Source organism: Polaromonas sp. CG_9.7 (genome assembly GCF_015752205.1).
Classification (GTDB): domain Bacteria; phylum Pseudomonadota; class Gammaproteobacteria; order Burkholderiales; family Burkholderiaceae_C; genus Polaromonas.
The window spans coordinates 11953-25895 of the sequence record NZ_JADOVG010000010.1 but is presented as its reverse complement, the minus strand read 5'-3'; the positions used below and the strand labels follow the sequence as shown (position 1 = coordinate 25895).

Sequence of the window (13943 nt, the reverse complement as noted above, 5' to 3'; positions counted from 1 at the left end):
CATGCGTGCCTTGACTTCCGGGGCGTCATCCGCTGGGGTGGCGCCCCCTCTTCGTTCCGGCCCCAAAAGAACCCCGCAGCGGGTGTTGCCGGGCTTCAGGCTGACGCTGGGTTACACGATCCTATACCTCAGCCTGATCGTGCTGATTCCGATCACCGCGCTGTTCTTCAAGACCTTCACGCTGACTTGGGAGCAATTCATCTTCGCCGTCACGTCGCCGCGCGTCATGGCGTCTTACCGGCTGACCTTTGGCGCGTCGCTGATTGCCGCGCTGGTGAACCTGGTGTTTGGCCTGCTGCTGGCCTGGGTGCTGGTGCGCTACAAGTTTCCGGGCAAGAAAATCGTCGATGCGCTGGTGGATTTGCCGTTTGCGCTGCCCACGGCAGTCGCCGGCATTTCCCTGACAGCGCTGCTGGCCGGCAATGGCTGGCTTGGCCAGTACCTTGAACCCATGGGCATCAAGCTGGCTTTCACGCCTGCAGGCGTGGTGATTGCGCTGATTTTCGTCGGCATGCCGTTTGTGGTGCGCACGGTGCAGCCGGTGCTCGAAGACGCCGAAAAAGAGCTTGAAGAAGCCGCGACCGCGCTAGGTGCCAACCGCTTGCAGATTTTCACCAAGGTGATCTTCCCGCATATCGCCCCGGCCCTGATGACTGGCTTTGCCATGGCGTTTGCGCGGGCGATTGGCGAATACGGCTCGGTGATCTTCATTGCCGGCAACATGCCGATGATTTCCGAGATCACGCCGCTGATCATCATCGGCAAGCTGGAGCAATACGACTATGCCGGTGCCACAGCCGTGGCGGTGGTGATGCTGGTCATCTCGTTCGTCCTGCTGCTGGTCATCAATGCGCTGCAGACCTGGCAGCGAAAAAACACCGGAGCCTCGTCATGAGCGATAAAAAAGCCCCCATGCTTGTCGCTTCGCGTACTGCGCTGCCCCCCGAGGGGGCGGTGCTTGCTAGGGGCGGCCCGTCGCTGCACACGTCTTCGCAACTTATTCGCCGCGCCAGGGCTGGCACGACCGAAGCGCCGTGGGTCCGCTACCTGCTCATCACGGTGGCGCTGCTGTTCGTGCTGCTGTTTCTGATTTTGCCGCTGGCGGCCGTGTTCACCGAGGCGCTGCGCAAGGGTTTTGGCGCCTATCTGGAAGCGCTTAAAGAGCCCGACGCCTGGTCGGCCATCCAGCTCACCCTGATCGCTGCGGCGATTTCCGTGCCGTTGAACCTGGTGTTTGGCGTAGCCGCCGCCTGGGCGATTGCCAAGTACGAGTTTCGCGGCAAGTCGTTTTTGACGACGCTGGTCGATCTGCCGTTCTCGGTGTCGCCGGTCGTGGCTGGGCTGATGTACGTGCTGCTGTTCGGCGCGCAAGGCTGGTTTGGGCCCTGGCTGCAGGCGCATGACATCAAGATCATCTTTGCCGTGCCGGGCATCGTGCTGGCGACCGTGTTTGTCACCTTTCCCTTCATCGCGCGGGAGCTGATTCCGCTGATGCAGGCGCAGGGCAACGACGAAGAGCAGGCCGCCATCGTATTGGGCGCCACCGGCTGGCAAACGTTTTGGCGCGTCACGCTGCCCAACATCAAGTGGGGCCTGATCTACGGCGTCATTCTGTGCAATGCGCGCGCCATGGGTGAATTTGGCGCAGTGTCGGTGGTGTCGGGCCACATTCGCGGCCAGACCAACACCTTGCCGCTGCACGTGGAAATCCTCTACAACGAATACCAGTCGGTGGCTGCGTTTGCCGTGGCATCGCTTCTGGCTATCCTGGCGCTGGTCACGCTGGCCATCAAGTCGGTCGCCGAATGGCGACACGACTCTGAACTCAAGTCTGCGGCCGAGTTACCGCCCGAGCGGCCGCAGGCGCTGGCTGCCGTTCGCTGAAAACACGCAGGAAAAATAAATCATGGGTATCGAAATACGCAACGTCAGCAAGCAGTTTGGCAACTTCCAGGCCTTGGGAGACGTGAGTCTGGACATTGAAGCCGGTGAACTCGTCGCCTTGCTCGGCCCCTCGGGCTGCGGCAAGACCACGCTGCTGCGCATCATCGCGGGGCTGGAAACGCCCGACCAGGGCAGCATTTTCTTCAGCGGCGAGGACACCACCGACGTGCATGTGCGCGAGCGCGGCGTTGGCTTTGTGTTCCAGCATTACGCGTTGTTCCGGCACATGACGGTGTTCGAGAACGTCGCCTTCGGCCTGCGTGTCAAGCCGCGTGGCCAGCGGCCGAGCGAAGCGCAGATCAAGGAGAAAGTCCATTCACTGCTCGGTTTGGTGCAACTCGACTGGCTGGCCGACCGCTTTCCGTCGCAGCTGTCCGGCGGGCAGCGTCAGCGCATTGCCCTGGCGCGCGCGCTGGCGGTCGAGCCCAAGGTGCTATTGCTCGACGAGCCCTTCGGTGCGCTCGACGCCAAAGTGCGCAAGGAATTGCGCCGCTGGCTGCGGCGCCTGCATGACGACCTGCATGTCACCAGCATTTTCGTCACGCACGATCAGGAAGAAGCGCTGGAAGTCGCCGACCGCGTGGTGTTGATGAACCAGGGCAAGGTTGAGCAGATTGGCTCGCCGCAACAGGTCTGGGACCATCCTGCGAGCCCGTTTGTGTATGGCTTCCTCGGCGACGTGAACCTGTTCCATGGCCGCGCCCATGAAGGCGAGGTGCATCTGGATGGCATGAAGCTGGACTCGCCCGAGCACAGCGGCGCGCAAAACGCCAAGGCCTTTGCCTATGTGCGTCCGCACGATTTTGAGGTGGCGCGTTATGCGCCTGGCGCCGACGGCATTGTCGCGATGCTGGACCGCGCAATTGTCATCGGCCCGATTGCCCGGCTGGAACTGGTTCCGGTCGATTCTGACAAACCGTCGGCGGAATCCCTGATCGAAGTGCAAATGCCGTCGCACCAGTTCAGGGACATGGGTCTGAAGGAAGGCGAAAAGCTGGTGGTCACGCCCCGCAAGGCACGTGTCTTCGTTGAGGCAGGCGAGGGAATTTGACGACAAGCACGGCTAACGCGCGTCAGTTCTGACAAAAAAATAGTGTTTTGTTGCTGAAAAGGGTCTCATGCGCAGGCTGGTTAAGCGCTTGATGCTATTTTTTCAGTAGCAAAAATGCTGATTCTTATTGGTAGTCGTTTCCGGTCACGCGGGTTGCGCTCTTACCCTTGCAGGCCTTCTAAAGCGCGACCAAGTCGATTTTTGCAGGAACTAATCCGGGGCGGTTTCAACGAACCATCGGACAATCCTTAAATTGATCAACCAAGAGGGAATTGAATGTTTTTGACGTATTTCGACACCATGCCGCGCCGCTTGCTGGCATTGACAGCCGCAGTGTGTGTTGCGCTGCTGGCTTTTGGTCTTTATTTGCAGCATGTGGTGGGGCTCGAGCCTTGCCCCATGTGCATCGTGCAGCGCTATGCCCTGGTGCTGGTCGCCATCGTTGCAGGCGTCAGCGCCTTGAGCGCCCGGCGAAATTTCCTGATCACCGGTGCCAGCTTGCTTTTGTTGCTGTCGGGCTTTGGCGCCTTTGTGGCGGCACGGCAGAGTTTTTTACAGTGGTATCCGCCGGAAATCGTCTCGTGCGGCCGTGACTTCTACGGAATGATCGAAACTTTTCCGCTCAAGCGAGCGATTCCCATGATTTTCAAGGGCGGCGGCGACTGCACCGCGATTGACTGGACCTTTCTGGGCGGCTCGATTGCCAACTGGTCTTTTGTCTGCTTTGCGCTGATTGCTGTGATGGCGTTGACACTGGTTGTCAGGCAGTCCCGTCAGCGATGATTCGGTCAAGCGCTGCCATTTGCTTTAATTGCTATTGAAAATATAGCTGTAACTGAATATGAGGCAAGCGCGAAAGGCTGATTTGATGAAAAAAATGCCAGTCAGCGCAGTGCTGACTGGCATGGGTTTGAAGCGGCGTCTTTTCGGCCCGCCCGCGATGGCTTTAGATCACCTTGGCAATCGATGCGCAAACATAATCGATGTTCTTGCTGTTCAGCGCTGCCACGCACATGCGGCCGGTGTCAGTGCCATAGACGCCGAATTCATTGCGCAGGCGAACCATCTGGTCTTTGGAAAGACCTGAGTAGCTGAACATGCCGATCTGCTTCGTGATGAAGCCCATGTCCTCTTTCACGCCAGCGGCCTTCAGGCCATCGACCAGCTTTTGGCGCATGGCCTTGATGCGCACGCGCATCTCGCCTAGTTCTTTTTCCCACAACGTACGCAGCTCGGGCGTGTTCAGCACCGTGGCGACCACCGTGCCGCCATGGATCGGCGGGGTGCTGTAGTTGGTGCGGATGACGATCTTGAGCTGGCTCAACACGCGTCCGGCTTCTTCCTTGCTCTCACACACCACGCTCAGACCGCCAACGCGTTCGCCGTACAGGCTGAAGCTCTTGGAAAAAGAGGTGGAAACAAAAAAGTCCAGGCCGGCAGCGACAAACTTGCCAATGGCAGCGCCGTCTTCTTCAAGACCGTAGCCAAAACCCTGATAGGCCATGTCCAGAAACGCCACCAGCTTGTTGGCCTTGACGGCGGCAACGACTTGGTCCCACTGGGCAGCGGTGATGTCATAGCCGGTTGGGTTATGGCAGCAGGCGTGCAGCACGACGACAGTGCCGGCTGGCGCGGCATTCAGCTCGGCCAGCATGCCGTCGAAATTGATGCCGCGGGTTGCCGCGTCGTAGTAAGGGTAGCTTTCGACGGTAAAGCCCGCGTTGGTGAACAGGGCACGGTGGTTTTCCCAGCTCGGGTCGCTGATCAGCACCTTGGCATTGGGGTTCAGGCGCTTCAAAAAGTCGGCCCCAACTTTCAGCCCGCCGGTGCCGCCGATGCACTGCACCGTGGCAACCCGGCCCGAGGTGACGGGTTCGCTGTCGGCGCCAAACACCAGCCCCTTGACGGCCGAGTCGTAGGCGGCAATCCCGTCGATGGGCAGATAGCCGCGTGCCTTGGGCGTTTCCATCATGTGTTTTTCAGCAATCTGCACGCATTCGAGCAAAGGCAGCTTGCCGTTGTCATCGTAGTAGACGCCTACGCCGAGATTGACCTTGGCGGCATTGGTGTCGGCGCCAAATTGTTCGTTCAGGCCCAGGATCGGGTCACGCGGGGCCATTTCGACGGCGGTAAACAAAGACATGGAATATCCTTAGAAGTGAAAAATTTGCCTTGGGCAAGGCGGATGGCGCCGGGTTATGTCCCGGCAAAAGGTCTGATCAACGGACGGCGGGGATTGCAATTTACGCCTTCGCCCGAATGTCATAGTGTGTTTAGTTGCCCTGGATTTTAACGGGGCTTGAATAGGGTTTTTATGCCAGAAATCATGGAAGTGACGGCCGATGCGACGGATTCCGCCGGCGTCGGCCAGTTTGTCCGTTATCCGGATTCGCCTTTTGAGCTGTTTCAGCCCTACCTGCCAGCGGGCGACCAGCCGCAAGCTATCGACAAGCTGGTCGAAGGGGTCAGGGACGGTGAAGTCTTTCAAACCCTGCTCGGCGTGACCGGCTCGGGCAAAACCTTCACCATGGCCAATGTGATTGCCCGGCTGGGCCGGCCCGCCATCGTGTTTGCGCCGAACAAAACGCTTGCTGCGCAGCTGTACAGCGAATTCCGGGAGTTTTTTCCGAAAAATGCGGTCGAGTATTTTGTCAGCTACTACGACTACTACCAGCCTGAAGCCTATGTGCCGCAACGCGACCTGTTCATTGAAAAGGACTCGGCCATCAACGAGCACATCGAGCAGATGCGGCTGTCGGCGACAAAAAGCGTGCTGGAGCGGCGCGACACGATCATCGTGGCGACCGTGAGTGCGATCTACGGCATTGGCGCCCCGGAGGACTACACCCAGATGCGGTTCATTGCCCGGATTGGCGACAAGATGGGCCAGCGCGATGTGATTGCGCGACTCATCCGCATGCAGTACAGCCGCAATGATGCCGACTTTGCACGCGGCACTTTCCGGGTGCGTGGCGACGTGATTGATGTATTTCCAGCCGAGCATTCGGAACTGGCCATACGCATCGAACTCTTTGACGACGAGATCGAGACGCTTTCGCTGTTTGACCCGCTGACAGGACGTATCCGGCAGAAAATCCCGCGTTTCGTGGTGTATCCGAAAAGCCATTACGTCACACCACGCGACAAGGTGATGACGGCAGTGGAAACCATCAAACTTGAATTGTCCGAGCGGGTAGGGCAGTTCATCGCCGACGGCAAGCTGATTGAAGCCCAGCGCATTGAGCAACGCACCCGGTTTGACCTCGAAATGCTGGGTGAGATCGGCCACTGCAAGGGCATCGAGAACTACACCCGCCACCTGAGCGGCGCGCCACCCGGTTCGGCGCCGTCCACGCTGTGCGATTATTTGCCGAAGGACTCGGTGATGTTCCTGGACGAGAGCCATGTCATGATCGGCCAGCTCAACGCCATGTACAACGGCGACCGGGCACGCAAGACGACGCTGGTTGAATACGGCTTTCGGCTGCCCAGCGCGCTGGACAACAGGCCACTGAAATTCGAGGAGTTTGAAACCAAGATGCGCCAGGCGATTTTCGTCTCCGCCACGCCGGCGGCTTACGAGAATGAGCATGCGGGACAAGTGGTCGAACAAGTCGTGCGGCCGACCGGGCTGGTCGATCCGCAGGTCGAGGTGCGGCCTGCCACGCATCAGGTTGATGATGTGCTGCAGGAAATCCGCATTCGCGTCAATATCAACGAACGGGTCTTGATCACCACGCTGACCAAGCGCATGGCCGAGCAGCTGACCGATTACCTGAGCGAAAACGGCGTGAAGGTGCGCTACCTGCACAGTGACGTGGAAACCGTCGAGCGGGTCGAGATTTTGCGTGATTTGCGACTGGGCGCTTTCGATGTGCTGGTCGGCATCAACCTGTTGCGCGAAGGGCTGGACATTCCGGAGGTGTCATTGGTGGCGATTCTGGATGCCGACAAGGAGGGTTTCCTGCGGTCCGAGCGCAGCCTGATCCAGACGATTGGCCGCGCTGCCCGCAACATCAATGGCCGCGCCATCTTGTATGCCGACCGGATCACCGATTCGATGAAAAAAGCGATGGGCGAAACGGAACGTCGGCGAAACAAGCAGCTGGACTTCAACACCCTGCATGGCATCACGCCGCGCAGCATCGTCAAGCGCATCAAGGACCTGATTGATGGGGTGTACAGCGAAAAATCCGGCAAGGATGCGCAAAAGCTGGAATTGCAAAAAGCGCTGGTCGAGGACATGAGCGAAAAAGATGTCTCGCGTGAAATCAAGCGCCTCGAAAAGCAGATGGTCGAGCATGCGAAAAACCTGGAGTTTGAAAAGGCAGCCCGGGTGCGCGACCAGTTGCATGTACTGAAGGAGCAGGCTTTTGGCGCGCCCGGTAGCGACAATGTGGTGCCAATTTCATCGGCGGCCTGACTGTGACTTTGGTTGCCGCCAGCCTTCGGGATGTTGTTTTGATTGGGGTTATTGCCCTGCTTCACAGAACGCTGACATGCTAAAAATGACCTCGCGTGCTATACTTGACGAAATTAGTCAAGAACCTTGCAATATTAGAAAACTCCTGCTAGCAACATTGATGCTAATCAGAAAACCGAGAAAAAGTTCCCTGATAGTCACAAGCTTTCGGGGTCAAACGACAGTCAAGCACACTTGAAGGAGCTTGTTATGCGTCTTACAACCAAAGGCCGCTTTGCGGTCACCGCGATGATTGATCTGGGGTTACGCCAGAACAACGGCCCGGTCACGCTGGCAGCGATCAGCCAGCGCCAGCAAATTTCCCTTTCCTATCTAGAGCAGTTGTTTGGCAAGCTGCGTCGCCATGAACTGGTCGAGTCGACCCGTGGGCCCGGTGGCGGTTACACGCTGGGTCGCAAGGCGTCTGAAATTACCGTTGCCGACATCATTGTCTCGGTAGACGAGCCCATCGATGCCACTCAGTGCGGTGGCAAGGAAAATTGCCAGGATGACGGCACGCGGTGCATGACACATGACCTCTGGTCTTCTTTAAATACCCGAATGGTCGAGTTTCTTGACTCGGTCAGTTTGCAAAAGCTGGTCGATGATCAACTGGCCAAAGGCGTGATGGTTGAAAGTACGCCGCAGGTTAAAAAAGCTGTTTTTGCATCCCCCATCGTCAAGCCGATGCGTGTGAATGCACCCAATTCGGTTTTTGCACTCGGCAACGCTTTTTCCAAATCTTGACGGGTTTTCGAAACCCATCGCCGCAACGCAATTATTTATCAAGTCGTCCGCCACTAAAAACAAGAGAGCCTTCCCAATGGAAACCCCACACTTCCCGATTTACATGGACTACAGTTCCACCAACCCTTGCGATCCGCGGGTAGTGGACGCAATGATCCCGTGGTTGCGCGAGCATTTCGGCAATCCTGCATCCCGCAGCCATGCATGGGGCTGGGAAGCGGAGGCCGTGGTGGAGAAATCCCGCGAACAGGTGGCTGCATTGATCGGTGCCGACCCGCGCGAGATCGTCTGGACCAGTGGCGCCACCGAGTCAAACAACCTGGCTTTGAAAGGCGCAGCCCATTTCTACAAGACCAAGGGCAAGCACCTCATCACGGTCAAGACCGAGCACAAAGCGGTGCTCGATACCTGCCGCGAATTGGAGCGTCAGGGCTTCGATGTCACCTATCTGGATGTTCAGGCCGATGGTATGCTGGACCTTGAGGTTCTAAAGGCAGCGATTCGCCCGGACACCATCATTGTGAGCGTCATGTTCGTCAACAACGAAATTGGCGTGATTCAGGACATGGTTGCCATTGGTGAGATATGCCGCGAGAAAGGCATTATTTTCCACTCTGATGCAGCGCAGGCCACTGGTCGAGTTGACATCGACTTGGCAACTTTGCCGATCGATTTGATGAGCCTGACCTCGCACAAGACTTATGGTCCCAAAGGTATTGGCGCACTGTATGTACGCCGCAAGCCGCGCGTTCGCCTTGAAGCGCAAATGCACGGTGGTGGCCACGAGCGCGGCATGCGTTCGGGTACTTTGCCGACCCATCAAATCGCTGGCATGGGCGAGGCTTATCGCATCGCCAAGGCCGAGATGCATGAAGAGAACAAGCGCATCCGAATGTTGCATGAGCGCATGCTCAATGGTCTGAAGGACGTGGAAGAAGTCTTTCTCAATGGCCATGCTGAAAAGCGCGTGCCGCACAACCTGAACATGAGCTTCAATTTCGTCGAAGGCGAGTCGTTGATCATGGGCATCAAAGGTTTGGCGGTGTCGAGTGGTTCAGCCTGTACTTCGGCAAGCCTGGAACCCAGCTATGTGCTGCGTGCCTTGGGCCGCAGCGACGAACTGGCGCACAGCAGCCTTCGCATGACGATTGGCCGCTGGACCACCGAAGAAGAAATTGACTACGCCGTGGCCACCATCAAGGAAAACGTGGCCAAACTGCGCGACTTGTCACCTCTTTGGGAAATGTTCAAGGATGGTGTTGATCTGTCTACCATCCAGTGGGCAGAGCATTAATCAAACAGGCATTCAGGTGACTTTGAACCAGTCATCTGCCCTATAACCAGAATTCAAGGAGTTAATTTAATGGCTTACAGTCAAAAAGTGGTCGACCACTATGAAAATCCCCGGAATGTCGGTTCTTTTGAAAAGGGCGACGAAACCGTGGGCACCGGTATGGTCGGTGCGCCGGCTTGCGGCGACGTGATGAAGCTGCAGATCAAGGTAAATCCGCTTACTGGCGTGATTGAGGATGCTCGCTTCAAGACTTACGGCTGCGGCTCGGCCATTGCCTCCAGTTCACTTGTGACTGAATGGGTAAAGGGCAAGACGCTGGACCAGGCGGCTAGCATCAAAAACAGTGCTATTGCCGAGGAACTGGCGTTGCCCCCAGTAAAAATTCATTGCTCTATCTTGGCAGAAGATGCCATTAAGGCAGCAGTGAACGATTACAAGAAAAAGCATCTGACTGCCGCTGCAACTGCACATTGACCAACCATCTGTTTACTTCGAGCGATTGATATGTCCGTTACCCTTACCGACGCTGCCGCCCGCCACGTGACCCGCTATATGAGCAAGCGTGGCCGGGGTGTGGGTGTCCGCCTGGGCGTCAAGACCACCGGCTGCTCAGGACTGGCTTACAAGCTGGAATACGCCGATGAAATCGCGCCTGAAGATGTCGTGTTTGAAGACAACGGCGTGAAGGTGCTGGTCGATCCCAAAAGCATGGCCTACATTGACGGCACCCAGCTTGATTTTGTACGCGAAGGCTTGAATGAAGGCTTCAAGTTCATCAATCCCAATGAACGTGACCGCTGTGGTTGCGGGGAGAGCTTTCGCGTTTGAGCGGCAGGCAGGCGATATTTTGTACGGCGCAATATTGCGTATCGATTTTTTCAAATGCCGCCTTCACTAACCGTGCCGGCGGCTTTTTCATTTCATGAATCTTCAATCCAACGATTTTGAGCTTTTTGGCGTTCCTGTGCAGTTCGCCCAGGACAAGCCGCAACTCGACGCGCGCTGGAAAGAATTACAGCGCGAAGCCCATCCAGACAAGTTTGCCGCGCAGGGGCAAGCCGCTCAGCGTTTGGCCATGCAATGGTCTGTCCGGATTAATGAGGCCTATCAGCGGTTAAAAGATCCACTTAAGCGCGCGAGTTATTTGTGCGAATTGCATGATGCGCCGATCAATGCCGAAAACAATACGGCCATGCCATCCGACTTCCTGATGCAGCAAATGGAATGGCGTGAAGCATTGGAAGATGCCCAAAGTATTAATAGTTTGAATGAAATTTCTCTTCTGGCCAAGGTGGACGGGCATGAACAGCTATTAAAAATTGAGCAAACACTGGATCAGAAAAAAAATTTCCCTGAAGCCGCACAACAGGTCAGAAGCCTCATGTTCATTGAACGCTTTGCCCGTGAGGTCGATGCCCGCATTGATCTGCTGGAACAACAAAACACCCAAGAAACTCAGTAAAGAACCGCGACATGGCACTTTTGCAATTATCCGAACCCGGCCAGACGCCAGATCCGCACCAGCGGCGCATCGCCATTGGCATTGACCTCGGCACCACCCATTCGCTGGTGGCCAGCGTACGCAACGGGTTGTCTGAATGCCTGCCTGATGACGAAGGACGGGTGTTGCTGCCAAGTGTCGTGCGTTATCTCGCAGGCGGAACAAAAATCGGCTTTGATGCCCTTGCGGCCCAGGTCGATGATCCGTACAACACGATTTCTTCGGTCAAACGGCTGATGGGGCGGGGTATCGACGACATTGGCAACCGTCAGCAAATGCCTTATCGCTTCATCGACAAACCGGGTATGGTCACACTGCAAACTGTAGCCGGTGAAAAAAGTCCGGTCGAAATCAGTGCTGAAATTCTGGCGTCACTACGACAGCGTGCCGAAGATACCTTTGATGACGATATCTATGGCGCCGTGATTACCGTGCCTGCTTATTTTGACGATGCCCAGCGCCAGGCAACCAAGGATGCCGCGCAACTGGCCAGGCTGAATGTGCTGCGGTTAATTAACGAACCCACTGCAGCAGCCATTGCCTATGGACTGGACAATGCCAGCGAAGGTGTTTTTGCTGTCTATGACCTTGGAGGCGGAACATTTGATATTTCGATCCTGCGCTTGTCGCAAGGTGTGTTTGAAGTGGTCTCCACAGGTGGAGATTCTGCCCTCGGCGGCGATGATTATGATCGCGCACTGGTTGACTGGATACTGACCAAGTGCGGGGTAACACCGGACAAGCTCAGCGCATCGGACAAAGCTAATTTACAAAAAACTGCACGCGCTTGCAAAGAGGCTCTGTCTGAGGCGTCATCGGTGCCATTTTCTGTTAACTTGTCCAACGCCTACATTGCTTTTGAGGTGACGGCAGCAGATTTTGACGCCGCTTCGGCGAATCTTACCCAGCGTACGCTGACTGCTGCGCGCAAGGCTCTGCGTGACGCTGGGCTCAAACATGAAGAGATTGATGGTGTGGTCATGGTGGGTGGTTCAACGCGCATGCCGCAGGTACGCAAGGCTGTTGCAACTTTTTTCGGACGTGAACCGCTGGTCAATCTCAATCCTGACGAAGTGGTGGCGCTGGGGGCGGCCATTTCTGCCAATCAACTGGCAGGAAACAATACCGGTGACGACCTGTTGCTGCTTGATGTGATTCCGCTGTCGCTGGGTGTGGAAACCATGGGTGGGCTGGTAGAGCGTATCGTCCCGCGCAACCAGACCATTCCCACGGCCATGGCTCAGGACTTCACCACTTATCAGGATGGCCAAACTGCACTGGCGCTGCATGTGGTGCAGGGCGAGCGTGACCTGGTGGCTGACTGCCGCAGCTTGGCGCGTTTCGAGTTGCGCGGAATTCCGCCGATGGTCGCTGGCGCTGCGCGCATTCGTGTGACGTTCACTGTAGATGCCGATGGCCTCCTCAGCGTCAATGCCAAAGAACAGATCAGCGGGGTCGAAACCCAAATTGACGTCAAGCCTTCTTATGGTCTTTCGGATGACGAAATCGCCCGCATGCTGCAGGATAGTTTTGCAACTGCCCATCAAGACATGCAATCGCGTGCATTGGTGGAGGCGCAGGTGGACGCGGATCGCATGATTCTGGCAATTCGAAGTGCGCTGGAAGCTGATGCCGACCTTCTCAGTTCAAGCGAACGTGTGTCGACTGACGGCTTGATGGCTGAGCTGGTTGATGCGCGTACCAAGGGCAATACTGTTTCCATCGAAGCTGCAACGCAGGCGCTTGCCAAAGGCACGGAGGCCTTTGCAGCCCAGCGCATGAACCGTGGAATTCAAAAAGCACTGGCCGGAAAAAACATCGAGTCGGTCTGAACATCTCTCCGCATTTATATTACCTACAGTTCGACACCATGCCCATCATCAAGATTCTTCCCCATCCTGAATACTGCCCACAAGGTGCCGAAATATCGGCCCCTGCAGGTACCTCCATCTGCGAAGCGTTGCTCGACAACAAAATAAATATCGAGCATGCCTGTGACCTGAGCTGCGCTTGTACAACGTGCCATGTCGTCGTTCGTGAGGGGTTCAGGTCACTCAACGAGATGGACGAAAGCGAGGAGGATTTGCTCGACCGTGCCTGGGGTCTGGAGCCCAATTCGCGCCTCAGTTGCCAAGCCTTTCTGGCACAGGCAGATGTCACCGTAGAAATTCCAAAATACTCCATCAACCACGCCAAGGAAAATCATTAAATGTGCCTTGGTCGGAAATTCTGAACATGCGCCAAATTTTTCTGGACACCGAGACAACAGGTCTTTCTGCCGAAAACGGCGACCGCATCATCGAAATCGGATGCGTAGAACTTGTCGCGCGCAAGTTGACCGGAAGAAATAAGCACTTCTATCTCAATCCAGGTCGTGATAGCCATGAAGATGCACTGAAGGTTCACGGCATCAGCAATGAATTCCTAAAAGACAAGCCAAGGTTTTCAGCCGTAGTGGACGAACTGCTCGACTACCTGCAAGGTGCCGAGGTCATCATTCACAACGCACCGTTTGATGTGAGTTTCCTGAACAAGGAACTTGAACTGATTGGCAGGGAACCTGTAATGCGTTGGGTGGACAAGGTCACCGACAGCTTGATAATGGCCAAGGAAATGTTTCCGGGCAAACGAAATTCTCTCAATGCCTTGTGCGATCGGCTTGAAGTCGACAATTCGGGACGAACCCTGCACGGAGCATTATTGGATGCTGAATTGCTGGCAGATGTGTACATCAACCTGACACGCGGCCAGAACAGCCTGATGATGGACATTGCTGGCCCTGTAGAGGCGGACCAAGACGAACCTATCATCGACCTATGCATTTTTGATCTTCCTGTGGTTTCGGCCAATGCCACGGAAATGGATGCACATCAAAAATTCTTGGTAATGCTCGACAAGGCTAGTCGTGGAAAAACTGTCTGGCGATCTGAGCGTACTCAATAAT

Annotated in this window: 14 protein-coding genes; 13 read left to right on the top strand and 1 reads right to left on the bottom strand. The window is 56.2% G+C overall.

Annotated features, from left to right (window positions below; all coding sequences use genetic code 11):
- Position 1: 1 nt before the first annotated feature.
- The 4 genes from cysT (at position 2) to IWX87_RS11525 (ending at position 3778) form a co-directional block, all read left to right on the top strand.
- The gene (gene cysT, locus IWX87_RS11540; RefSeq protein ID WP_196863669.1) at positions 2-895 is read left to right on the top strand and encodes a sulfate ABC transporter permease subunit CysT; all 894 of its coding nucleotides are present in this window, start codon (positions 2-4) and stop codon (positions 893-895) included.
- Positions 892-1884 carry a sulfate ABC transporter permease subunit CysW gene (gene cysW, locus IWX87_RS11535; protein ID WP_370583870.1) on the top strand — a complete coding sequence of 331 codons (993 nt, stop codon included), beginning with the start codon at positions 892-894 and terminating at the stop codon, positions 1882-1884. Before cysT ends, cysW begins: the two co-directional genes overlap by 4 nt.
- A 22-nt stretch (positions 1885-1906) precedes the next feature.
- The gene (locus IWX87_RS11530) at positions 1907-2995 is read left to right on the top strand and encodes a sulfate/molybdate ABC transporter ATP-binding protein (RefSeq protein ID WP_196863668.1); all 1089 of its coding nucleotides are present in this window, start codon (positions 1907-1909) and stop codon (positions 2993-2995) included.
- Positions 2996-3271: 276 nt separating this feature from the next.
- Positions 3272-3778: a disulfide bond formation protein B gene (locus IWX87_RS11525; protein ID WP_196863667.1), complete on the top strand. Its 507-nt coding sequence runs from the start codon at positions 3272-3274 to the stop codon at positions 3776-3778.
- A gap of 163 nt (positions 3779-3941) precedes the next feature.
- Here the strand turns inward: IWX87_RS11525 and IWX87_RS11520 are convergent, their stop codons facing one another.
- Positions 3942-5138 (bottom strand): amino acid aminotransferase, encoded by a 1197-nt coding sequence (locus IWX87_RS11520; RefSeq protein ID WP_196863666.1) that lies wholly within the window; start codon positions 5136-5138, stop codon positions 3942-3944.
- Between the two features lie 171 nt (positions 5139-5309).
- On the opposite strand from IWX87_RS11520, the gene uvrB reads away from it, so the two are divergent.
- The 9 genes from uvrB to dnaQ all read left to right on the top strand — a co-directional run bounded on the left by uvrB (position 5310) and on the right by dnaQ (position 13942).
- Positions 5310-7418, top strand: coding sequence for an excinuclease ABC subunit UvrB (gene uvrB / locus IWX87_RS11515; protein WP_231374760.1), 2109 nt, complete (start codon positions 5310-5312; stop codon positions 7416-7418).
- Between the two features lie 249 nt (positions 7419-7667).
- Positions 7668-8204 (top strand): Fe-S cluster assembly transcriptional regulator IscR, encoded by a 537-nt coding sequence (gene iscR, locus IWX87_RS11510; protein WP_196863665.1) that lies wholly within the window; start codon positions 7668-7670, stop codon positions 8202-8204.
- A 76-nt stretch (positions 8205-8280) separates the two neighbouring features.
- The gene (locus IWX87_RS11505; protein WP_196863664.1) at positions 8281-9498 is read left to right on the top strand and encodes an IscS subfamily cysteine desulfurase; all 1218 of its coding nucleotides are present in this window, start codon (positions 8281-8283) and stop codon (positions 9496-9498) included.
- A 69-nt stretch (positions 9499-9567) separates the two neighbouring features.
- Positions 9568-9972, top strand: a complete 405-nt coding sequence (gene iscU, locus IWX87_RS11500) for a Fe-S cluster assembly scaffold IscU (RefSeq protein WP_196863663.1) — start codon at positions 9568-9570, stop codon at positions 9970-9972.
- A 30-nt stretch (positions 9973-10002) separates the two neighbouring features.
- Complete coding sequence (gene iscA, locus IWX87_RS11495) at positions 10003-10326, top strand: iron-sulfur cluster assembly protein IscA (RefSeq protein ID WP_036811265.1); 324 nt, start codon at positions 10003-10005, stop codon at positions 10324-10326.
- A 94-nt stretch (positions 10327-10420) separates the two neighbouring features.
- Positions 10421-10960, top strand: coding sequence for a Fe-S protein assembly co-chaperone HscB (gene hscB / locus IWX87_RS11490; RefSeq protein ID WP_196863662.1), 540 nt, complete (start codon positions 10421-10423; stop codon positions 10958-10960).
- An 11-nt stretch (positions 10961-10971) separates the two neighbouring features.
- Positions 10972-12831, top strand: coding sequence for a Fe-S protein assembly chaperone HscA (hscA, locus tag IWX87_RS11485; protein WP_196863661.1), 1860 nt, complete (start codon positions 10972-10974; stop codon positions 12829-12831).
- A gap of 38 nt (positions 12832-12869) precedes the next feature.
- Positions 12870-13208: an ISC system 2Fe-2S type ferredoxin gene (gene fdx / locus IWX87_RS11480; RefSeq protein ID WP_196863660.1), complete on the top strand. Its 339-nt coding sequence runs from the start codon at positions 12870-12872 to the stop codon at positions 13206-13208.
- Between the two features lie 26 nt (positions 13209-13234).
- On the top strand, positions 13235-13942 hold the full coding sequence (gene dnaQ / locus IWX87_RS11475) for a DNA polymerase III subunit epsilon (RefSeq protein WP_196863659.1): 708 nt from the start codon (positions 13235-13237) through the stop codon (positions 13940-13942).
- Position 13943: the final 1 nt, after the last annotated feature.

Coding starts and splice junctions, on each gene's coding strand:
- dnaQ (WP_196863659.1), top strand. CDS start 13,235: ATGCGCCAAATTTTTCTGGACACCGAGACAACAGGTCTTTCTGCCGAA.
- iscA (WP_036811265.1), top strand. CDS start 10,003: ATGTCCGTTACCCTTACCGACGCTGCCGCCCGCCACGTGACCCGCTAT.
- iscR (WP_196863665.1), top strand. CDS start 7,668: ATGCGTCTTACAACCAAAGGCCGCTTTGCGGTCACCGCGATGATTGAT.
- IWX87_RS11505 (WP_196863664.1), top strand. CDS start 8,281: ATGGAAACCCCACACTTCCCGATTTACATGGACTACAGTTCCACCAAC.
- cysT (WP_196863669.1), top strand. CDS start 2: ATGCGTGCCTTGACTTCCGGGGCGTCATCCGCTGGGGTGGCGCCCCCT.
- IWX87_RS11530 (WP_196863668.1), top strand. CDS start 1,907: ATGGGTATCGAAATACGCAACGTCAGCAAGCAGTTTGGCAACTTCCAG.
- uvrB (WP_231374760.1), top strand. CDS start 5,310: ATGCCAGAAATCATGGAAGTGACGGCCGATGCGACGGATTCCGCCGGC.
- iscU (WP_196863663.1), top strand. CDS start 9,568: ATGGCTTACAGTCAAAAAGTGGTCGACCACTATGAAAATCCCCGGAAT.
- hscB (WP_196863662.1), top strand. CDS start 10,421: ATGAATCTTCAATCCAACGATTTTGAGCTTTTTGGCGTTCCTGTGCAG.
- hscA (WP_196863661.1), top strand. CDS start 10,972: ATGGCACTTTTGCAATTATCCGAACCCGGCCAGACGCCAGATCCGCAC.
- fdx (WP_196863660.1), top strand. CDS start 12,870: ATGCCCATCATCAAGATTCTTCCCCATCCTGAATACTGCCCACAAGGT.
- IWX87_RS11520 (WP_196863666.1), bottom strand. CDS start 5,138: ATGTCTTTGTTTACCGCCGTCGAAATGGCCCCGCGTGACCCGATCCTG.
- IWX87_RS11525 (WP_196863667.1), top strand. CDS start 3,272: ATGTTTTTGACGTATTTCGACACCATGCCGCGCCGCTTGCTGGCATTG.
- cysW (WP_370583870.1), top strand. CDS start 892: ATGAGCGATAAAAAAGCCCCCATGCTTGTCGCTTCGCGTACTGCGCTG.